Origin of the sequence: Thermocatellispora tengchongensis, assembly GCF_014202315.1 — a bacterium.
Taxonomy (GTDB): domain Bacteria; phylum Actinomycetota; class Actinomycetes; order Streptosporangiales; family Streptosporangiaceae; genus Thermocatellispora; species Thermocatellispora tengchongensis.
In genome coordinates this window covers 1-21,162 of the sequence record NZ_JACHGN010000010.1, presented here as the reverse complement: position 1 = coordinate 21,162, position 21,162 = coordinate 1, and the positions used below count along the sequence as shown (strand labels likewise).

At 72.8% G+C, this 21,162-nt stretch carries 15 protein-coding genes and 1 rRNA gene; all 16 read right to left on the bottom strand.

Going from position 1 to position 21,162, the window contains the following annotated elements:
• Window positions 1-82: 82 nt before the first annotated feature.
• Complete coding sequence (locus tag HNP84_RS23290; RefSeq protein WP_185051994.1) at window positions 83-3,256, bottom strand: Rne/Rng family ribonuclease; 3,174 nt, start codon at window positions 3,254-3,256, stop codon at window positions 83-85.
• Between the two features lie 102 nt (window positions 3,257-3,358).
• Window positions 3,359-4,141, bottom strand: coding sequence for a TIGR03936 family radical SAM-associated protein (locus tag HNP84_RS23285; RefSeq protein ID WP_185051993.1), 783 nt, complete (start codon window positions 4,139-4,141; stop codon window positions 3,359-3,361).
• A 200-nt stretch (window positions 4,142-4,341) separates the two neighbouring features.
• Window positions 4,342-6,252, bottom strand: a complete 1,911-nt coding sequence (locus HNP84_RS23280; RefSeq protein ID WP_185051991.1) for a TIGR03960 family B12-binding radical SAM protein — start codon at window positions 6,250-6,252, stop codon at window positions 4,342-4,344.
• 147 nt (window positions 6,253-6,399) lie between these two features.
• The gene (locus HNP84_RS23275) at window positions 6,400-7,302 is read right to left on the bottom strand and encodes a phosphotransferase family protein (RefSeq protein ID WP_185051989.1); all 903 of its coding nucleotides are present in this window, start codon (window positions 7,300-7,302) and stop codon (window positions 6,400-6,402) included.
• On the bottom strand, window positions 7,299-8,759 hold the full coding sequence (locus HNP84_RS23270; protein ID WP_185051987.1) for an NsdA family TPR-like regulatory protein: 1,461 nt from the start codon (window positions 8,757-8,759) through the stop codon (window positions 7,299-7,301). Before HNP84_RS23270 ends, HNP84_RS23275 begins: the two co-directional genes overlap by 4 nt.
• Window positions 8,756-9,007, bottom strand: a complete 252-nt coding sequence (locus tag HNP84_RS23265) for a hypothetical protein (RefSeq protein WP_185051986.1) — start codon at window positions 9,005-9,007, stop codon at window positions 8,756-8,758. The genes HNP84_RS23270 and HNP84_RS23265 overlap by 4 nt, the downstream gene beginning before the upstream one ends.
• 157 nt (window positions 9,008-9,164) lie before the next feature.
• Window positions 9,165-10,334, bottom strand: coding sequence for a rod shape-determining protein RodA (gene rodA, locus HNP84_RS23260; RefSeq protein WP_185051984.1), 1,170 nt, complete (start codon window positions 10,332-10,334; stop codon window positions 9,165-9,167).
• A gap of 285 nt (window positions 10,335-10,619) precedes the next feature.
• On the bottom strand, window positions 10,620-12,707 hold the full coding sequence (mrdA, locus tag HNP84_RS23255) for a penicillin-binding protein 2 (RefSeq protein WP_185051982.1): 2,088 nt from the start codon (window positions 12,705-12,707) through the stop codon (window positions 10,620-10,622).
• Window positions 12,708-12,732: 25 nt separating this feature from the next.
• On the bottom strand, window positions 12,733-13,248 hold the full coding sequence (gene mreD, locus HNP84_RS23250; protein ID WP_185051981.1) for a rod shape-determining protein MreD: 516 nt from the start codon (window positions 13,246-13,248) through the stop codon (window positions 12,733-12,735).
• On the bottom strand, window positions 13,245-14,708 hold the full coding sequence (gene mreC / locus HNP84_RS23245; RefSeq protein ID WP_185051979.1) for a rod shape-determining protein MreC: 1,464 nt from the start codon (window positions 14,706-14,708) through the stop codon (window positions 13,245-13,247). The genes mreD and mreC overlap by 4 nt, the downstream gene beginning before the upstream one ends.
• A complete protein-coding gene (locus tag HNP84_RS23240; RefSeq protein ID WP_185051977.1) occupies window positions 14,708-15,739 on the bottom strand; it encodes a rod shape-determining protein in 1,032 nt (343 codons plus the stop codon). The genes mreC and HNP84_RS23240 overlap by 1 nt, the downstream gene beginning before the upstream one ends.
• A 277-nt stretch (window positions 15,740-16,016) precedes the next feature.
• Window positions 16,017-16,427: a nucleoside-diphosphate kinase gene (gene ndk, locus HNP84_RS23235; RefSeq protein WP_185051975.1), complete on the bottom strand. Its 411-nt coding sequence runs from the start codon at window positions 16,425-16,427 to the stop codon at window positions 16,017-16,019.
• 196 nt (window positions 16,428-16,623) lie between these two features.
• On the bottom strand, window positions 16,624-19,209 hold the full coding sequence (locus HNP84_RS23230; RefSeq protein ID WP_185051974.1) for a thioesterase domain-containing protein: 2,586 nt from the start codon (window positions 19,207-19,209) through the stop codon (window positions 16,624-16,626).
• 11 nt (window positions 19,210-19,220) lie between these two features.
• Entirely contained in the window at window positions 19,221-19,559 is a 339-nt protein-coding gene (locus HNP84_RS23225; RefSeq protein ID WP_312925537.1) for a DUF4233 domain-containing protein, read from the bottom strand.
• A 30-nt stretch (window positions 19,560-19,589) separates the two neighbouring features.
• Window positions 19,590-20,873 (bottom strand): bifunctional folylpolyglutamate synthase/dihydrofolate synthase, encoded by a 1,284-nt coding sequence (locus HNP84_RS23220; RefSeq protein ID WP_185052299.1) that lies wholly within the window; start codon window positions 20,871-20,873, stop codon window positions 19,590-19,592.
• 196 nt (window positions 20,874-21,069) lie between these two features.
• A 5S ribosomal RNA gene (gene rrf / locus HNP84_RS23215) occupies window positions 21,070-21,162 on the bottom strand; the annotation flags it as partial.

Sequence of the window (21,162 nt, the reverse complement as noted above, 5' to 3'; positions counted from 1 at the left end):
ACGTCACCGGACGCACCGATTGACTAGGGTACCGGATTTCGGCGGCCCAGGTCGAACCGGACGGAACGTCGGGCGCCGGCCGCTATTCGGCCGACTTGGCTCGGCGGGAGCGTCGCCGCCCCCTGCCGGAGGTCTGCGTGGCTTGGCCGGGCCCGTCGGGCGAATCCCCGAGACCGTCGTCAAGCGCATCGGTCACGGTATCACGACCGGCCCTGTTGCCGGCGGCGACCGCGGAAGTGCCCTCGCCCGCGGCGACGGTGGAGCCGTCCCCGTTCTTGGACAGCTTCTCCGCCACCGCCTTCTCCACGGCCATCTTGCCCTGGGTGCCGCGCGGCTCCGGCTTGCCGTCCACGGGCTCGCTGGAGATGTGCAGCCCGCGCCCGTTGCAGCACTCGCACGGCGTGGAGAACGCCTCCAGCAGGCCCTGGCCGACGCGCTTGCGGGTCATCTGCACCAGGCCCAGCGAGGTCACCTCGGCCACCTGGTGCTTGGTGCGGTCGCGCGCCAGGCACTCCAGCAGCCTGCGCAACACCAGGTCGCGGTTGCTCTCCAGCACCATGTCGATGAAGTCGATGACGATGATGCCGCCGATGTCGCGCAGCCGGAGCTGGCGGACGATCTCCTCGGCCGCCTCCAGGTTGTTGCGGGTGACCGTCTCCTCCAGGTTGCCGCCCTGGCCGGTGAACTTGCCGGTGTTGACGTCCACCACGGTCATCGCCTCGGTGCGGTCGATGACCAGCGAGCCGCCGCTGGGCAGCCACACCTTGCGCTCCAGCGCCTTGGCGATCTGCTCGTCGATCCGGTACGCCGCGAACACGTCGCCGTCCTCGTCCCAGCGGGTCAGCCGGTCGGCGAGGTGCGGGGCGACGTACTTGACGTACTCGTCCACGGTGTCCCACATCTCGTCGCCCGCCACGACCAGCGAGGAGAAGTCCTCGTTGAACACGTCGCGGACCACGCGGATGGTGAGGTCGGGCTCGGAGTACAGCAGCTCAGGCGGGCTGGCCGACTTGGCCTTGCGCTTGATGTTCTCCCACTGCGCCGACAGGCGGGCCACGTCGCGGCCCAGCTCCTCCTCCGAGGCGCCCTCGGCCGCGGTGCGCACGATCACGCCCGCGTTCTCGGGCATGACCTTCTTCAGGATGCTCTTGAGCCGGGTGCGCTCCTTGTCGGGCAGCTTGCGGGAGATGCCGGTCATCGACCCGTCGGGCACGTACACCAGGTAACGCCCCGGGAGGCTCACCTGGCTGGTCAGCCGGGCGCCCTTGTGCCCCATCGGGTCCTTGGTGACCTGCACCAGCACCGACTGGCCCGACTTCAGCGCCGACTCGATCCGCTTGGGCTGGCCCTCCAGGCCGGCGGTGTCGAAGTTGACCTCACCGGCGTACAGGACGGCGTTGCGGCCCTTGCCGATGTCCACGAACGCCGCCTCCATCGAGGGCAGCACGTTCTGCACCTTGCCGAGGTAGACGTTGCCCACGTAGGACTGGCCGGCCTCGCGATCGACGTAGTGCTCCACGAGCACGCCGTCCTCCAGCACCGCGATCTGGGTCCGGCCGCCCTGCTTGCGCACCACCATGACCCGCTCGACGGACTCGCGGCGGGCCAGGAACTCCGACTCGGTGATGATCGGCGGGCGCCTGCGGCCCAGCTCGCGGCCCTCGCGGCGGCGCTGCTTCTTGGCCTCCAGCCGGGTCGAGCCGCGTACGCTCTGCACCTCGTCCACGGACGTGCCGGCGGCGGCGCCGGCGCGACCGGCGCGCGGCGCCCGGATGCGCACCACCGTGTTCGGCGGGTCGTCGGCGGCGGGCTCGACGCCCTCGTCAACGCCGCGCCTGCGCCGCCTGCGGCGGCGGCGCGAGCCGGTGGCCTCCTCCTCGGCGGCCGTCTCGGCCTCGGCCTTCTCCGCGGGCTCCTCCTCGGCCTCGGGCTCGCCGCCCTCGGCCTCGGCGGCGGACTCCTCGGCCTCCTCGCGGTCGCGGGCCCGGCCCCGGCCGCGTCCGCCGCGCCTGCGCCGCCTGCGCCGGCCGCCGGCCTCGTCGGAGTCGCCCTCGCCCTCGTCCTCCTCGGCGCCCGTCTCGACGTCCTCGGTGTCCTCGATCTCCTCGCCCTCGTCCAGCGGCTCGCGCAGCGCCTCCTCGCGGGCGGCCTGCTCGCGGAGCTGCTCGACCAGCCGCGGGTCGGGCGCCTGGAACAGCGGCGTGAAGACCACGCTGGGCGCCTGGAAGCTCACCGCGGGCGCGGCCCGCATCTGCTCCTGCGCGGCCAGCCCGAACGGGTCGGACAGCAGCCCCGGCCGGCGCACCCCGAGACCGTCGCGGACACCGGACTCCTCGTCCTCGTCCTCTTCGGTGTCCTCGTCGGCGTCCTCTTCGGTGTCTTCGTCGGTGTCGAGGTCGTCCTCGACGTCGAAGTCCTCGTCGAGATGGCCGGGCAGATCGCCGCGGAGGTCGTCGGCGAGGTCATCGACCAGGTCCTCACCGGCGAGCTCGTCGTCCAGCGGCTCGTCCTCGGGCAGCGCGTACCCCAGCGCCGCGGCCACCTCGGTCTCGGCGTGCTCAAGCGCCTCGGAGGTGGCGGGCGGCACGTCCACGCCCGGCACGGTGCCGTTCAGCTCCGCGGTCTCGGCGGGCGCCGGGGCCTCCTCGGCCTTCTTACGCGTACGGCGCCGCTTGACCGGCGCCTCTTCCGCGGCGGGCGCGGGGGCGTCCTCGGTCTCGGCCTTCTTCGTACGGCGGCGGGTGGTGGTGGTCGCGGTGGCCGTGGCGGTGGAGCGCGACCTGCTGGTCTTCTTGACGGGCGCGGCCTCGCCCTCCGGCGCGCCCTCCTCGGCGGCGGCGGCCTTGCGCCTGCTCGCCCTCTTCGCGCGCGCGGGCGCGGCGGGCTCAGCGGGCTCGGCGGCGGGCTCGATGGGGGCGGCCTCGGCCGCGGAAGATGCGGCGGCCTGCTCAGCGGCGGGCTCGGCCGCGGAGGACACAGCGGCGGGCTCGGCCGCGGAGGACACAGCGACGGCGTCGGCCGCGGAGGATGCGGCTGCTTGTTCGGCCGCAGGGGGCTCGGGGGCCGCGGAGGGCTCCGGGGCAGGGGTGGTGATCAGACCGGCGGCCCGCTCGGCCTCCTCGGGAGGGGGCCCGGCGGGCCGGCTCGCCGCGCGGCGGCGGACCTTCGTGACGGTCGTCGTGGTTGTGGTGGTCGGCTGTTCTGTTGTATCGCGCGCAGGGCTGTCGGCCCCGGCGATCGGCTCGTTGTCGAGCATGCGGGCATTCTCCCGTCAGCTCCCGGGCGCGTCGCCGCGCCGCACGGGAGCCCTCGTCTCCGTTGTCCGCCGGTGCCCCAAGGGGGCGCCGGCGCCAAAGTCCTATAGGTCGCCGACAACGCGGTCCGCCGGGCCCGGTACGCCGCCGCGCGTGACATCGCGGTCCAGCTCGAACGGGTCGGCGGGTTCGCCGGTTCTCTCATCCAGCGGCCCCTGCGCCAGCCTGGTCACCTCGGGGGGCGACGGCGGCGCGAAGCCGGCCACTTGACGAAGAGCCGAAAGAACGTCGTCGGGTCGAACGGCAGGGTTGTCGTGCCGTACGCCCATGCGAAGTATGACACATGACCGTCCCGGCGTCTGACCTGCTGTTCTCTGTGTTCCCTCCGGACCCTCCAGCACCTCGATCCTGAGCACCGCGGCGCGCGCGTCGAAGCGACGCAGCCCCTTCTTGGTCAGGCGCTCGACCTCCACGAGGTCGGCGGCGAGGAACTTCTCCACCGCCGTGGTGGCGGCGGCGAGGTCCGTCCCGGGCAGGCGCAACTCCCACATGGACCCTTCGAGCCGCTCGGCCAGGGCGCCCGCCCTCGCCTCGACGACGTCGAGCACGTCGAGACCCGGCGGGAGCGAAACATCCAGGTCGGCGCGGAGCCGCTCGGGCTCGCACGGCCTGGTCACGCCGATCTCGAGGTATTCGGCCTCACTCGCGACGCCGGTCGGAGCGGCGCCCGCGTAGGAGATCTTGGGGTGTGGGGTGAATCCCGCGCTGTAGGCCACCGGGATGCCTGCACGGCGAACCGCTCGTTCGACGGCCCGCGAGATGTCACGGTGGCTGGTGAAGCGCAGGCGTCCGCGCTTGGCGTAGCGGACACGAAGCCGCTGCACCACCGGCGCGGGCGCAGGCCCATCGGGAACGGGTTTCAGTGTGCTGTCGTCCTCTCTTTTCGATAGTCAACGTGCCGGCAGGCGCGACCATTCCAGCGCCACGCCTCCGCTCCCAGGATAAGGCCGTCACCGGACCCGATTCCCCCACCTCAGGAGGGGCCATCCGGCCGCATCCGGACAATACCGGCCCGGATGCGGCCGGCTCAGAGCACGGTGAGCGGGAGCAGTTTCCGGCCCGACGGACCGATCTGGATCTCGGTCCCCATGGTGGGGCAGACCCCGCAGTCGTAGCACGGGGTCCAGCGGCAGTCCTCGACCTCGCCCTCGCCGAGGGCGTCCTGCCAGTCCTGCCACAGCCACTCGCGGTCGAGGCCGGCGTCGAGGTGGTCCCAGGGGAGCACCTCGTTCTCCTCTCGCTCGCGGGTGGTGTACCAGTCGACGTCCACGCCGGCCTCCTCCGCGCAGCGCATCCAGCGCTCGTAGGAGAAGTGCTCGCTCCAGCCGTCGAACCGGCCGCCGTCCTCCCAGACGCGGCGGATGACCTCGCCCACCCGGCGGTCGCCCCGCGACAGCAGGCCCTCCACGATGGACGGCTTGCCGTCGTGGTAGCGGTAGCCGATCGCCCGGCCGTACTCCTTGTCGGAGCGCAGCGCCTGGCGCAGCTCGGCCAGCCTACGGTCCACCGTCTCGTGGTCGCACTGCGCCGCCCACTGGAACGGGGTGTGCGGCTTGGGCACGAACCCGCCGATGGACACCGTGCAGCGGATGTCGCGGGAGCCGGTGGCCTCGCGCCCCGCCTTGATGACCTTCTTGGCCAGGTCGGCGATGCCGAGCACGTCCTCGTCGGTCTCGGTGGGCAGGCCGCACATGAAGTACAGCTTCACCTGCCGCCAGCCCTGGCTGTAGGCCGCGGTGACGGTGCGGATCAGATCCTCCTCCGTCACCATCTTGTTGATCACCTTGCGCATGCGCTCGGAGCCGCCCTCGGGCGCGAAGGTGAGCCCGGAACGCCGGCCGTTGCGCGAGAACTCGTTGGCCAGGTCGATGTTGAACGCATCGACCCGGGTGGACGGCAGCGACAGGCCGATCTGGGAGCCTTCGTACCGGTCGGCGAGCCCCTTGGCGATGTCGCCGATCTCGGAGTGGTCGGCGGAGGACAGGGACAGCAGCCCCACCTCGCTGAACCCGGACTCCTTCAGCCCCACCTCGACCATGTCGCCGATGGTGTCGATCGACCGCTCCCGCACCGGACGGGTGATCATGCCCGCCTGGCAGAACCGGCAGCCGCGGGTGCAGCCGCGGAAGATCTCCACGCTGAACCGCTCGTGCACCGTCTCGGCCAGCGGCACCAGCGGCTTCTTCGGATACGGCCACTCGTCGAGGTCCATGACGGTGTGCTTGTGCACCCGCCACGGCACCCCCGGCCGGTTCGGCGCGACCCGCCGGATGCGGCCGTCGGGGTGGTACTCGACGTCGTAGAACCTCGGCACGTACACGCCGCCGGACTCGGCGAGCCGCATCAGCAGCCCGTCGCGCCCGCCGGGACGCCCCTCGGCCTTCCACTCCCGGATCACCTCGCTGATCGCGATGGCGATCTGCTCGCCGTCGCCGAGCACGGCGGCGTCGAGGAAGTCGGCGATCGGCTCGGGGTTGAACGCGGCGTGGCCGCCCGCGAGCACGATCGGATCGTCGTCACCGCGGTCGGCCGAGCGCAGCGGGATGCCGGCCAGGTCGAGCGCGGTCAGCAGATTCGTATAGCCCAGCTCGGTGGCGAAGGACACGCCGAGGACGTCGAACGCCCGCACCGGCCGGTGGGCGTCCACGGTGAACTGCGGCACGCCCTCGGCGCGCATCAGCGCCTCCAGGTCGGGCCACACCGCGTAGGTGCGCTCGGCCAGCGTGCCCGGCAGCTCGTTGAGGATCTCGTAGAGGATCTGCACGCCCTGGTTGGGCAGGCCCACCTCGTACGCGTCCGGGTACATCAGCGCCCAGCGCACCTCGGCCTCGTCCCACTCCTTGACGGTCGAGTTGAGCTCACCCCCGACATACTGGATCGGCTTCTGCACCTTGGGGAGCAGGGCTTCCAGACGAGGGAACACGGACTCGACAGACATGCACACAGCCTATAGGCCCTCCGCCGATCGCTTGCCAACACGCGGGCACACCGCGACGCGCTCGCGCCGCCGGCGGACCCGCTCCGGATTCGCGGCCTCAGGCCGTCAGAACGGGGCCTCAGGCCGTCAGAACGGGGCCTCAGGCCGTCAGAACGGGGTCCATCGCCGGTTGTCGCCCGCCTTCAGGCTCTCCAGGCGGTGCGTCAGCTCGGTACGGGCCCTGGAGTCCCAGTGGGCGGTGCGGAGGACGGCGGTGAGGGTGCGCAGTTCGCGCATGTCGCGCAGCACGCCGTACCACTCCCAGGACGTGACGTCGTAGCCGTAGCCCGCGGTGAAGGCGGCGCGCTGCTCCTCGGAGACGCCGAAGCGGGCGCCCTGGAGGGTGGGGATGAGGTCGATCTCCCGCGGCCCCGCGCTCACCGAGTCCCAGTCGCAAAGCAGCAGCCGCCCAGATGCACGGACCAGGTTCCCCCGGTGGGCGTCACCGTGGATCAGCCCGTACGGAAGGGCGAACTCCACCCGCTCGTAGTAGTCCTCGGCGAGCGCGGAGCAGCGGTCGAGCAGCCAGCCCCGATCCGAGGGACCGAGCACCCGGCTGGCGTTCACCGCCCGCTGGATCGGCCCGAACGGGTCGTATACCGGCAGCTCGAACGGGACCGGCGGCAGGGTGTGCAGCCGCCGGAGCATGGGGCCCAGGCTGGCGGGTTCCGGCGGCTCGGTGTGCGCCGGGTCGCTCTCGTGGTGCCAGAAGGTGATCAGGAAGCCCTCGGCGGCCACCGGCTGGCGGACCTCCAAGGGGCGGATGGCCGGGAAGTCGTGTTCGGCGAGCCAGCGCGTCACGCGTACCGAGGTCTTGAGCCGGTCCAGCTTGCCCGGCGTGCCCGCGTCGGCGAGACGGACGACGACGTCCTCCGCCGGCAGCAGGTAGACCGCGTTCGCGAAGCTGCGCATGAGCGTCGCACCTGCGGTGGACAGGCCCGCCGCACGGCATGCCTGGTCCAGGGCGGCGACGGCGCGAGTGAGTACGGCGTCGCCCGTGGCGATCATCATCGGGTGCCCCCGTCTGATATGGCAGGCACGGCCTGGGGCAACCCGACCGCGCAGAAACTCTCGATCTGACGTGCCGTGCGCTCACCGTCGGGGTGAGCGGCGAGCAGCGCACGGCCGGCGCCCAGGGTGAGCGCCAAGCTGCTGATACGCCGCTCGGGCGGCAGCGACAGCAGCGGCGCCACCGCGCGGTCGGCTCCCTCGGCGTCGTCCTCCATCAGGTGTGCGATCACCAGGTGGGCCCTGGCCATCGCCTCGCACCCGTACGACCGGTTGTGCGCGTCGTCGTCGGCGTACAGGCGCAGCGACGACCAGCCCTCCTCGATCGCGCTGCGCGAGTCGCCGAGGTGCAGCCGGGTGACGGAGGCGTAGTAGTGCTGTTTGGCAGGCAGGAACGCGAACTCGCCCGCCATCTCGTCGTGCAGTTCGTCGCCTTCGCCGGCCGCGCGCGCCTCCTCGGCGCGGGCCAGCGCCTCCAGCGCCTCGGCCCGGCGCGAGAGCATCGCGCAGGCCCGCGCCTTGAGCATGTACAGCCTGGCCCCGCCGGCCCCGCGCGACAGGACGTTCAGGCCCTCCTCGGAGTAGCCGAGCGCGTCGTGGTACCGCTTGTCCCACAGCGCGACCTGCGACTGCATGCCGCGCGCCCAGCCCATCAGCGGCGCGTGCCCGGCGATGCGCCCGTACGTCCACGCGGCGCGCGCCAGCGTGTCGGCGGGCACCCTGCGGCCCAGGTCCATGCTGACGTTGGCCATCAGGCCGCACAGGGCGCCGGTGAGGAAGTACAGCTCGCTGGCCTGCCCGGGGTGGATGCGCTTGTCGAGCGCCTTGCGGGTGCGGTCCTGCAGCCCGCGCATCTCCACGAACAGCGGCAGCGGCGCCTCCCAGACGTACCGCCTGCCGATCCAGACGACCTCGGCGCGCAGCCGCTCGATCGCGCTGGAGCCCAGCTCGCTGGCCTCGGCGCGTTCGGCGTGCGCGCTGGCCTCGTCGGCCGCCATCGCGATCGGGTCGGGCGGCGGCGCGGAGTAGGCGCGCATGTGCTCCGGGGTGTAGTCGCGGGCGAAGCCGAGCTGCACCGGCCCGGTCTCGAACAGCCGGCACAGCAGGTCGGTGTAGTCGCGGTCGGGCCGCGACCCGGCCTCCCACTCGCGCCAGGAGCGCTCGGTGAGGCCGCGCCGCTTGACGCCCTCGCGGTCGCACATGAGGTGGAAGTTCTCGATGGCCTCCTCAACCGTCCAGCCGTGGGCGAGCCGGAAGCACTTGAACCGGGACGCCTGCGGGCAGGACGCGTGGATCTCCTCCGCGATGCGGTGGAAGACCTCGGACGTGGGGGGCAGGCCGTGCAGGTCGGCGAGCGCGCGCTCGCGTACGACCGTCGCCACGGCGTGGACCGACCTGTCGCCGCGCGCGTCGAACCTGCGCCCGGAGGGGTCGGCGGGGGGAAGGTGGGACGGCGTCACCGGCCCTCCGTGCGGATGGGCGCGACCCGGCCACCGTTGGTGAGCTCGGCGAGGAAGAGCTGCCCGCACAGGCTGCTCGGCGTGTCGGCGAACCAGACCTTGGGCGGATCACCGGCCGCCGCGGCGGCCCATCGCCCCCCTCCGTATACGATTCGGTAGTCGGGGAAGGCGGCGCGCAGCATCTCCAGCGCGCGGGTACGCAAGGCGTCCTCTTGCGCCTCCTCCAGGAGAGTCGGTCGATCCGGCATCACGACTCCTCAGTCATCGCGTGTTCAACCCCCGAACCGCTTACGTTCCCAGGATGTTCGTTTGACGCTGTTCGCGCCAGTGAGAGCCGGGCGCGCACACCCTGAGGACGGCTCTCATGCCCGGGGGAGCGGGCCGCTCATCCGAAGGACGGGGGCGCTACAGTCGCTGCTCGCGAGCGTGGATGGCCTGGAGAACACCCACTGCCGCCATGTTAGCGAAGGTCGCCGTGCCGCCATAGGACACGAACGGCAGCGGCAGCCCGGTGATCGGCATCATGCCGATCGTCATGCCGACGTTGATGAACGCCTGGAAACCGAACCAGCACACGATCATCCCGGCGACGAGGGTGCCGAACCTGTCCTCGCACCGCCTGGCGATGCCGATGCCGCGCAGCAGCACCACGCCGAGCAGCGCCACCACCGCGGTCGAGCCCAGGAAGCCGAACTCCTCGCCCGCCACGGTGAAGATGAAGTCGGTGTGCTGCTCGGGCACGAACCTGCCGGTGGTCTGGCCGCCCTCGAACAGGCCCTTGCCGAACACCTGGCCGGAGCCGATCGCGAGCAGCGACTGGGTGGAGTTGTAGCCGACGCCGCGCGGGTCGGTGGACGGGTTGAGGAAGGCGGTGAACCTGGCCACCTGGTACGGCTCCAGCAGCTCCAGGAACCACACCGCCGCGGCCCCGGCCAGGGTGAGCAGCGCGAGCAGCCCGATCCAGCGCTTGCGCACGCCGCCGATCAGCAGCGCCCCCGCCGCGATGACGCCGAGGACCATGGTGGTGCCGAGATCGGGCTGGAGCATGACCAGCCCCATCGCCAGCGCGGTCGCGAGCAGCCCGAGCACGACGTCCAGAGTGCGCGGCCTGATCGTGCCCTCGGCGGGCTGGGCGAGCAGCATGGCCAGCAGCAGCACCAGGCCGAGCTTGGCGAACTCCGACGGCTGCACCGCGAAGCCGCCGCCGAGCAGGATCCACGAGTGCGAGCCGTTGATCGTCGAGCCGACCGGGGTGATCACCAGCACCAGCCCGGCCAGCGAGAGCAGGTAGATCACCGGCGCGTACGCCCGCAGCCACCGGTAGTCCACCATCGCCGCCCCGGCCAGCAGCCCCGCCCCGATCAGGACGTTGAGCATGTGCTTCTTGACCAGCCCGGTGGAGCCCGGCGCCCAGGTGCGGGTGGAGGACCACACCAGCAGCGTGCCGATCACGCACAGCGCGACGACGGCGACCAGCAGCACGCCGTCCATGCGCCACAGCGCCGAGGACGCCCCCACGGTGCGCCGCGCCAGCGAGTCCCCCCGCACGGAAAGCGCCCGGTCCATCGAACTCATCGCCCCACCTCACGCCCGCCAGCCCACGCCACGGCGCGCCCCACCGGCGAACCGCCCCACACGGAAAGCGCCCGGCCCATCGAACTCATCGCCCCACCTCACGCCCGCCAGCCCACGCCACGGCGCGCCCCACCGGCGAACCGCCCCACACGAAAAGCGCCCGGCCCATCGAACTCATCGCCCCACCTCACACCCGCCAGCCCACGCCACGGCGCACCGCGCCGGCGAACCGCCCCACACGAAAAGCGCCCGGCCCATCGAACTCATCGCCCCACCTCACACCCGTCAGTCCACGGTCCCGTCGGGACCGAGCCTCGGCGGCTCGGTGGCGGGACGGCCCGCGGGCAGCACCGCCTTGGCCCGTTTGCCGTCCTTGGTGAAGCCGTAGATGCCCTCGTAGATCTCCCGCACGGCCGGGGCCGCGGCCGAGCCGCCCATGCCGCCCTGGGAGACCATGGCGACCACGACGAACCGCGGGTTCTGCGTGGGGGCGAAGGAGGCGAACCAGGCGGTGTCCTCCTTGCCCCACACCTCGGCGGTGCCGGTCTTGCCGCCGATGCGCACCTTGTCCATCGGCCAGCCGGTGAACGCGCCGGCCGCGGTGCCGTCGGAGGGCACCTGGCTGAGCGCGTTCTTGATGTAGGCGCGCTCCTTCGCGTTCAGCGGCAGCTTGCCGCGCACGGGGACGTCGATGGTGCGCACGGGCGTGCCGTCGGGGCGTACGAGCTGCCAGCCCACGCGGGGGCTGCGCACCTTGCCGTCGGTGACCAGCGCGGCGTACGCGGTGGCGAGCTGCAGCGGCGTGACCAGCACGTCGCCCTGGCCGATGGAGAAGTTGGCCGCGTCGCCCGCGCGGAACTGGTAGCCCTCCAGGCAGTTCTCGTGCGCGAGCCGTTTGAGGAACTCCGCCCTCCCCGGGTCGGTCTTGGCCACATCCGGGTAGCCGGTCTTGGCCCGCTTGCAGCTCTGCTCGCGGGTCTGGTCCCACAGCTCGGCCTTCCACTTGCGGTCGGGGATGCGTCCTGCCGACTCGCCCGGCAGGTCGATGCCGGTGCGGCTGCCGAACCCGAACGCCCGCGCCATGTGCGCCATCGGCTCCTTGACCACCCGCTTGGGCTTGATCCCGCCGTCGCGCTGCCACATCTCGTAGCCCGCCCGGTAGAAGATCGTGTCGCACGACTTCACCAGCGCGGTGTGCAGCGTCAGCGTGCCGAGGCCGATGCCGCGGAAGTTGTTGAAGGGCCGGTTGCCGACCATGAACGAGCCGGGGCAGTCGTACTTGCCGTGCAGCGGGTAGCCGTCGCGCAGCATCGCCGCCACCGAGGAGACCTTGAACGTCGAGCCCGGCGCGAACTCGCCCTTGATCGCCCGCGACACCAGCGGCTTGCCGGCCTTCTCCGACAGCAGCTTGTCGTACTCGGCGGCCGAGATCCCGCCGGTCCAGATCCCCGGGTCGTAGGAGGGCACGCTGCCCAGCGCGATCACCCTGCCGGTGCGGGCGTCGAGCACCACCCCGGCCGCGCCGTCGGCCTTCGGCGAGCGCTTCATCGCGTTGGCCAGCGCCCGCTCCACCACCATCTGCACGTCGGCGTCGATGCTGGTGATCAGCGTGTGCCCGGCCGTGGGCGCGACCTGCCGCTCCACGCCCAGCGCCTTGCCCATGCGATCCACCGCGACCCGGCGCAGCCCCGGCGTGCCGCGCAGCTCGTCGTCGTAGACCGACTCCAGCCCGTCGCGGCCCATCAGATCGACCCCGGAGAACGCGTCGGCCAGGCCCTTGCGCCGGTCCAGCTCCTCCTGGGTGATCGGCTGCAGGTAGCCGAGCACCTGCGCGGCGGCGGTCTTCAGCGGGTACTGCCGCACCGCCTGGATCTCGGCGGTCACCCCCGGGAAGCTCTCCTGGCGCTCCAGGATCTGCAGCGCCTGCCGGGTGCTGACGTCGCCGGCGATCGGGATCGGCTGGTACGGCGAGCCGGGCCAGCACGGCTTGCCCACCCCCGGCCCGCACGCCCTGATCCGCTCGCGCATCTCCCTGGGCGGATGCCCCAGCACGCCCGCCAGCCGGTCGAGCACGGCCTTGCCCCGGTCGGGCATCTTGGCCAGCCGCTCCCGGTCCACCGACACCACCAGCGTGGTGCGGTTGCGCACGAGGGGACGGCCCCGCGCGTCGAGGATCTGGCCGCGCACGGCCGGCACGACGACCTGCCGCGTACGCGTCTCGGTGGCGGCCCGCACGAACTCCGGCCCGCGCACCACCTGCACCTGGTACAGGCGCACGCCCAGCACCGCCAGCAGCGTCAGCACCAGCGCCTGCAGCACGAACAGCCGCCCGCGGACCAGCGCCAGGCCCGCCCCCCGGCTCACGCTCCTCATGCCGGCCACCTCCCCTCGCCCCGGCTCATGCGGGCCTCCGGTACGCAGGCACGCGGCGCACCGCCCTGCCGGAGCGCTCGCCGAGCAGCCGCATCGCGCCCAGGACGACGGGAGGCGCGGCGAGCAGGTTGTAGACCATGGCCGGAGGCAGCTCGGCCACCATGGCCGCCACCGTGATCCGCGGGTCGCCCAGCAGCGCCCCCGCCGCCGCGCCCAGCACCGGCCCGGCCACCCCGCACAGGATCGCCGCCGCCACCGGCGACCCCGGCTCACGGTTCGCGGTCACCCGCCCCGCGAGGTACCCGGCCACCGCGTACACCAGGGCGTACTGCCCGACGGCATGCGCCGCGGGCGGCACCACGTCGGCCACCATCCCCACACAGAACCCGATCAACGCCCCGGGCACGGCACCGCGCACGATCCCCCACGCCACCACGACCAGCAACACCAGATCGGGCGCGGCGTCCCAGGGCAGCGGAAGCCGGTTCACCACCACCACCTGCGCCAGCATCGCCACCGCGACGATCACGGCCCCGATCACGACCGCCCCTCCCACCCGGCCGCACCACCATCAGAACCGGGCCCCGCCCCCCAAGCACCACCAGCCACACCATCCACGACATCCACGACCGGAGCGGCGACGGGGCCCCACCGACCGGCCACGCCATGCGCGAACGCCGAAGCGCCACCACCATCCCGCCGACCGGCCACACCACCCTCCAAGGCACCCACGAACACCGGAGCTGCAACGACACCTCCCCGGCCCGCCACGCCACCATCCCCGCCACCCACGAACGCCGAAGCGGCGACGGCACCCCGCCGACCGGTCGTATCGCGCGGGATCGGGCGCTGCACCGGGCGCCCCATCGCGCGGAGCAGCGCCGGAGCGCCGACCGCGGCCCTGGGCCGGGGCTCGGCGGCGTCATCGCCGGGCTCCTCCACCCCGCTGTCGGCATCCTGGGCATCCTCGACATCAGCGGCATCGCCGGCATCACCTGGGGCATCGCGGGCATCGCGGTCGCGCGCATCGGCCCCCGCGTCCTCGCGGTCCTCCGCGTCAGCCCCTCGCGCCGCGTTCTTGCGGGTGCGCGCGTCCTTCCGGTCGCGGGCGGGGGTCGCGGCCGCTGCGGTGACGGGCCGGGGCGGCAGCACCGAGTCGCGCGGGTTGCGGGGCGGGGCCTCCACCACCACCCCGACCACGTCCAGCGCGCTCAGATCCGCGTACGGCCGCGCGTACGCCACCCGGGTCAGCTCGCCCGGCGTGGACTCCACACGCTCGATCACACCTACCGGGACGCCCGGCACGTACGGAGCGTTGCGATCGGAGCCGAAGCTGACGATCCGCGCGCCCGCCGCCAGCGGCGCGGTCGAGTCGAGCAACCGGAAGCGCACCAGACGGCCGCCGTCGCCGAGCCCGCTGACCACGCCGATCTCCTTGCGGTCTTCGAGCCGCGCCCCAGCCGAGGACGCCGGATCGCTCAGCAGCACGACCGTCGAGGTGCGCGGCCCGGCCCAGACCACCCTGCCGACCAGGCCCTGCCCGTTGAGCACGGTCATCTGCGGGCGGACGCCGTCGTCGGAGCCCGCGTCGATCTCGATCGCGTCCTCGAACCCCGGGACGCCGCGCCGGGCCACCACCTGGGCCGCCACGATCCGGTACTGCCCGCGCCCGGCGAGCCCGAGCACGCTGCGCAGCTCGGCCGAGCGCGCCTTGTCCAGCCGCTGCGCCGCCAGCTCGGCCCGCAGGCGGTCGTTCTCGGCGGTGAGCCGCTCGATGCGCCGCTGCGCCGCCGGGGCTTCCACGATGGCCTGCGCGAAGTCGCCCACCGGCCGGATCACCGCCGCGCCCGCCTGTTCGACGGCGCCGAACACGGTGGAGCCGACCCCCTTGAGCGGCCCGAACGGGGACAGGTCGCCCGTGCGGTGGTCCACGGTCATCACGACCAGCGCCGTGACGAGGAGAGTGCCCAGGATCAGCCGGGTGCGTCGGGTATCGCGCATCAGTGCCGAGGCTCCGGCACCAGAACCGTCTGCAGCGCCTCGAAGTCCTCAACGCACTTGCCGGAGCCGAGCGCCACCGAGTCGAGCGCGTTGTCCACCAGGTGGATCGGCATGCCGGTCTCGTCACGCAGCCGCTCGTCCAGGCCCTTGAGCAGCGCGCCGCCGCCGGTGAGCGCGATGCCCCGGTCCATCAGGTCGCCCGACAGCTCCGGCGGGCACTTGTCCAGCGTGGTCTTCACAGCGTCGACGATCGCGTTGACCGGCTCCTCGGTGGCCTTGCGGATCTCGAACGACGACACCACGATCGTCTTGGGCATGCCGCTGACCAGGTCGCGGCCCCGGATCTCGGCGTGGGCCTCCTGGTCGAGCGCGCACGCCGACCCGATCGCCATCTTGATCTCCTCGGCGGTGCGCTCGCCGAGCAGCAGGGAGTACTCCTTCTTGGCGAAGTTGATGATCGCCTGGTCCAGCTCGTCGCCGCCGACCCGGATCGACTGGCTGGTCACCACGCCGCCCATCGAGATGATCGCCACCTCGGTGGTGCCGCCGCCGATGTCCACCACCATGTTGCCCGTCGGTTCGTGCACCGGCAGCCCGGCCCCGATGGCCGCCGCCATCGGCTCCTCCACGATGTAGACCCTGCGGGCCCCCGCCTGGTATCCGGCCTCCTTGACCGCGCGCTGCTCCACCCCGGTGATCCCGCTGGGCACCGCGACGATGATGCGCGGCTTGGCGAAGTGGCGCCGCTTGTGCACCCGCTGGATGAAGTAGCGCAGCATGCGCTCGGTCACCTCGAAGTCGGCGATCACGCCGTCCTTGAGCGGGCGCACCGCGACGATGTTGCCCGGGGTACGGCCGATCATCCGCTTGGCCTCGATCCCGACCGCCACGACCTTGCCCGTCACCGTGTTGATCGCCACGACGGACGGCTCGTTCAGCACGATCCCCCGCCCGCGCACGTAGACGAGCGTGTTGGCGGTTCCGAGATCGACCGCCATGTCACGGCCCAGAAAAGCGAGCTTTGCACCCATGGGGAAGGAGGCCTTCCGTACGTCGTTCGCGCGTCGTCACGCATCGCATTCGAATCGTAACGTGACGTACCCACCCGGGAGCGCAAGGAGCCGTTCTGTCCCGTCAAAATCTTCCCCACCCGGCGTCGCGGGACGTCCGTACGGGAACCACCGGTCCGAGCCGGTGGCGACACACGAAGCGTAGGACTACACGCCGAAGCCGGGGACGACACGCGAAAGCGGGGGCGCCGTCCTCACGACGCCCCCGCTCTCGTACGTTCCGGCCTACGCGCCCGGCTCAGAAACGGTCGGGAAAGAAGATCTTGATCTCCCGGGCGGCCGACTCGGGCGAGTCGGACCCGTGCACGACGTTCTCGCCGATCTCCAGCGCGTGGTCGCCGCGGATCGTGCCGGGGGCGGCCTTCACCGGGTCGGTCGTCCCGGCGAGCGCCCGGAACGCCTCGATGGCCCGCGGGCCCTCCAGCACCATCGCCACCAGCGGCCCGGAGGTGATGAACTCCACCAGCTCGCCGAAGAACGGCTTCTCCGCGTGCTCGGCGTAGTGGGCCTTGGCGGTGTCCGCGTCGAGGGTGCGCAGGTCCATAGCCACGATCTTGAGGCCCTTGCGCTCGATGCGGGCGATCACGTCACCGACGAGCCCGCGGGCCACGCCGTCAGGCTTGATCAGGACAAGGGTGCGCTCGGACACGGAGGTTCTCCTTCGAACATGGGTACGTCTCGCGATGTTTCGGATGGATGCGCCGAGCTTACCGGTCGCGCCGCCCCCGCCCGTACTCACCGACGGCACTGACCGGCCTCGTACTCACCGGCGCGGCGTACCCACCGATGCCGTACTCACCGGCCTCGTACCCGCCGACGCCGTACTCACCGGCGCGGCGTGCCCGTCAGGACGCGTCCGGCCCGTCCCCCATCTCATGCTCCGGTGACGGCGTCGGCGGCGGCACCGAGGGCCCCGGAGCCGGCGGCACTCCCCGTCCCGGCCCCGCAGGCGGCGGCACCGGCCCTCCGGGCTGCCCGGGAACACCGCGATGCGGCCCCGAAGGCGACGAGGGCGGCGGCACGAACGGCTCCGGTCCTCCGCCTCCCGCCCCCACCGGCCCACCCGGCCACGGCACACTCGCAACCGGCCCACCCTGATGCGGCACACCCGGCCCCGGCACACCCGGTCCCACCACACCCGGTCCCGGCACGCCCGGAGCCCGCACGTCGTCCCCCGCCACGCCCGGACCGGGCACACGGCCCTCCGGCACTCCAGGGCTCGCCACATCCCCGCCTGGGGCGCCCAGACCCGGCACACGGGCCTCCGGCACGCTGATGCGGGGCAGACCGCCCCCCGGCGCTCCGGGACGCGCCACGTCGGCCTGGGGCGCTCCGGAGCGCCGCACATCACCCTCCGGCGCTCCAGGGCGCGTCGTACCACCCTCCAGCCCTGTACCACCCTCCAGCGCTGTACCACCCTCCAGCGCTCCGAGCCGCGGCGCATCCCCCTCCGGCTCACCCGCGCCCTGCGCAGGGCCGCCTGTCACACCGCCCCCGGGCAGATCGCCTTCGGGCACCTGGCCCTCGGGCAGGCCACGACCGGGCGTGTCACCGTCAGGTCTGCCGTCACGACCGCCGCGGGCACCGTACCCGGCCCCGGCGCCACCGCTCGCGTCACGGGGTGCCCCGTCACCCCCAGGTCCCTCGGCACGGGCCCCGGAGGAACCGCGGGCCGCCCCATCCTCGGCCCTGTCGGCGCCGTCCCCGACACCACCGAGCCCGTCACCACCCGCACCGGCGGCCGCCGCAACGGCAGCCGCACCGGCACCCAGGGCCCTGCCATCGCCCGTTCCGGCCTCGGGCGCCATGTCCTGCCCGTTCCCGGCATCGTCCTCATCGGCCGGAACGCCCCGCGCGTCACCACCGCGATCACCGGCCGCAGCGGCGTCGCCGTCCGCGCCGGGAACGTCGCCAGGAGCGCCAGGGGCAAGAGCGCCGGCCACGGGCTCCGCACCGGCGCCTGGCCGGTCGCCGTCGTGCGCGGTCTCGGCCCCGTCCCGAGCGTCCTGTGCCGCGGCCGGGCCAGGACGCAGCCTGTCGAGCAGCGCGCCGAAGGCGATCAGGCCGACGATCAGGAAGCCGCCCACCAGCGCCCAGGTGTGCAGCGCGTCCACGAACGCGTCGACCATGGCCTGCGGAGTGGTGGCGGCGTGCAGGCGCGGCATCTGGATGCCCGTGCCGAGCAGGAACCCGGCCAGCATCGCCGGAAAGCACAGTGAGAGCGCGAACATGGCCGCGCCCAGCCCGGCAGAGCGCAGCACCGTCGCGAGTGCGAGCGCGGTCCCGCCCGCGAGCAGGCCGAACGGCACGATGAGCGGCAGCCCGTCCTCGGCCGGAACCATCAACCGGACCGCGCACAGCCCGCCGACCACGACGAGCAGGCCCGCGTTCGGCACCGCGGCCGGCACGGACTCACGGGCCAGGGTCGCCACCAGCGCGACCGCGAGGGCGGCGGCCGCGGCCGCCGCGAAGGGCAGCCACAGGCCGGACAGGCCGGGACCGCCGAGCCCGCCCAGTTCCATGTACGTCACCTGCGCCGCGGTCGGCAGCACGACCGCGCCGAGCGCCACCAGCGTGTACGCCGTGACGCGCCCGCCCGGGCCGTCGAGGGCGCCGAAGGACGCCAGCCCGAGCAGCGTCGCCAGCGACAGCCCCGCCGCCACGATCACCAGCGGGAACGCCCAGGCGTTGGTGGTGCCCAGGGCGAGCACCGCGATCCCCGCGGCCGGGACGGTGGCCAGGAGCAGGCGGCTGCGCTCCGCCCCGCCGCGCCGTGAGGCGGCGTCCGCCGTGGACGCGGTTTCGGCACGGGTCAGCCAGAGGATCAGGTACAGGCCCGCGAGCCCGAGCGCGACGCCCGTGAGCAGCGGGTACGGCTGCAGGGTGACGCGCCACGACGTGACGTCGTCCAGCGGCCACAGGGCCAGTGCCTGAGCCGCGAGCAGGCCGAACGCGAGCGAGGCCGCCCAGATCGCACGCAGCGCCGGGCCGCGCTCCCACGCCGCCGCCAGCGTCGCCGGGATCAGGATGCCCGCCCCGACGCCGTGCAGGACGCGCAGGGCGCCGACGGCGGTCACCGTGTCGGCGTAGCCGCCGGCGGCGTCGGCGAGGGCGAGCAGGGCCAGCCCGCCGACCAGCATGGGGGCCGCGCGCAGGCGGCGCACCAGCACGGCGGCCGGCGGGACGGTCAGCATCATCGCCGGCAGCGCGAGCCCGTGGGCCCGCATCATGTCGGGCGGCGACACGCCGGGCGGCAGGAGAGCCGCGACCACCGAGATGGTGTTGGGCACCGCCACCAGCGCGAGCGGCACCGCGACCGCGACGAGCAGTCCGAGTACGACATCGCGCACCCATCCGGTGCGCACGGCCCTGGCGAGGCCGGCGGGGTCCGCGGCCACCGCCGGGGAGGGCTGGATCGGGGGGACGGCCATGTCGGCCGACTTTAGCGGGAAGTCACGCCCTCGACACGGCGAGCGACGAATATTGCCGTTATCCAAAGGGCGGTGAAGATCAGTCCGAGCACGAACATCACCGGGATCAGGAACCCCGTGGCGAGCACGAGCACCTGGAGCACGCTGCCGGCGACGTACGCGAACGGCCGCTTGAGCAGGCCCGCGACGACGACGCACAGGACCGCGAGCCCGATCCCCACGGTCACCGCCATGCCGGGCGCGACCCCGGCCTGCGTGATCAGCACCGGCGTGGCCAGCGCCACGACGATCGCCTCCATGCCCAGCACGGTGGCGCACAGCCGCCGCATGCCCGGCGTTACCTGGAACACGGTTCCTCCCGAAGTGCGCACCGGCGCATGTCAATCCGCCTTGAGCAGGAGCCGGGCGTCTCCCGCCGTGACCACCGAGCCGGTGATCAGCACGCCGGTCCCGCTGAACTCGCCCGCCTCGTCGGCGAGGCCGATCGCGATGTCGATGGCGTCGTCGAGCCGGGGTGCGACGCGTACGCGGTCGGCGCCGAACACGCCCTCGGCCAGCTCACCGAGCGCCTCCGGCTCCATCGAACGCGGCGAGGAATTACGGGTGACGACGACCTCGGACAGCACGGGCTCCAGCAGCTCCAGGAGCGCCTGTACGTCCTTGTCGCGCATCGCCGCCACGACCCCGATGACCCGGGTGAAGTCGAAGGACTCCTCCAGGCCGTCGATCGTGGCCATCATCCCGGCGGGGTTGTGCGCGGCGTCCACGACGACGGTCGGGCCGCGCCGGACGACCTCCAGCCGGCCCGGGGACGCGACCCGGGCGAACGCCTGACGCACGAGGTCCTGGTCGAGAGGGTCCTCGCCGGCGGTGAGCACCTCGACGGCGGCTATCGCGCAGGCCGCGTTGCCCGCCTGGTGCCCGCCGTAGATCGGCAGGAACACCTCCTCGTACACGCCCTTCAGCCCCTTGATCCGCAGGAGCTGCCCGCCGACGGCGACCTCCCGGCCCAGCACGCCGAACTCCAGCCCCTCGCGGGCGACCACGGCCCCCGTCTCGGCGGCCCGCCGCATCAGCACCTCGGCCGCCGCCAGCTCCTGCTGGGCGAGCACGGCCGTCGCACCCTTCTTGATCACGCCGGCCTTCTCCCCGGCGATCGTGGCCAGGTCCTCGCCCAGGTACTCCATGTGGTCCAGCGAGATCGGCGTGATCACGGCGACGGTGCCGTCGGCCACGTTGGTGGCGTCCCAGGTGCCGCCCATGCCGGTCTCGACCACGGCCACATCGACCGGCGCGTCGGCGAAGGCGGCGTAGCCCATCGCCGTCAGCGTCTCGAAGAACGACACCCGCCCGACCTGCTTGTCGATCATGTCGAGATAGGGCGCCACATCCTGGTAGACCTCGGTGAAGCGCTCCTCGCTCAGCGGCGCGCCGTCAACGCAGATCCGCTCGCGGATCGACACCAGGTGCGGGCTGGTGAACCGGCCCACCCGGAGCTGGCGCTCCGCCAGCAGCGCCTCCACCATGCGCGCCGTGCTGGTCTTGCCGTTCGTCCCCGCGATGTGGACGACGGGAAAGGCCCGCTGCGGCGACCCGAGGAGATCCATCAACGCGGCGATGCGATCCAGAGTCGGATCGACGTGCCACTCGACTCCCCGCTCCATGATCGCGCGCTCAACATCCCGAAATTCCACGTCACAACCCTAGTTCATGAGCACTCCGGTGGGGCCCGAGCCCCCTGACGAGCCCCCGGAACGCAGAAAGGCCATCCCACCGGGATGGCCTGTCACGCCAGCGCGTATCCCGGCCCGGAAACACGAAAAGGGCCGCCCCTCACGGGGCGACCCTTTTTCATAAATTGTCCGGCGGTGACCTACTCTCCCACACCGTCCCCAGTGCAGTACCATCGGCGCTGGAGGGCTTAACTACCGGGTTCGGAATGTAACCGGGTGT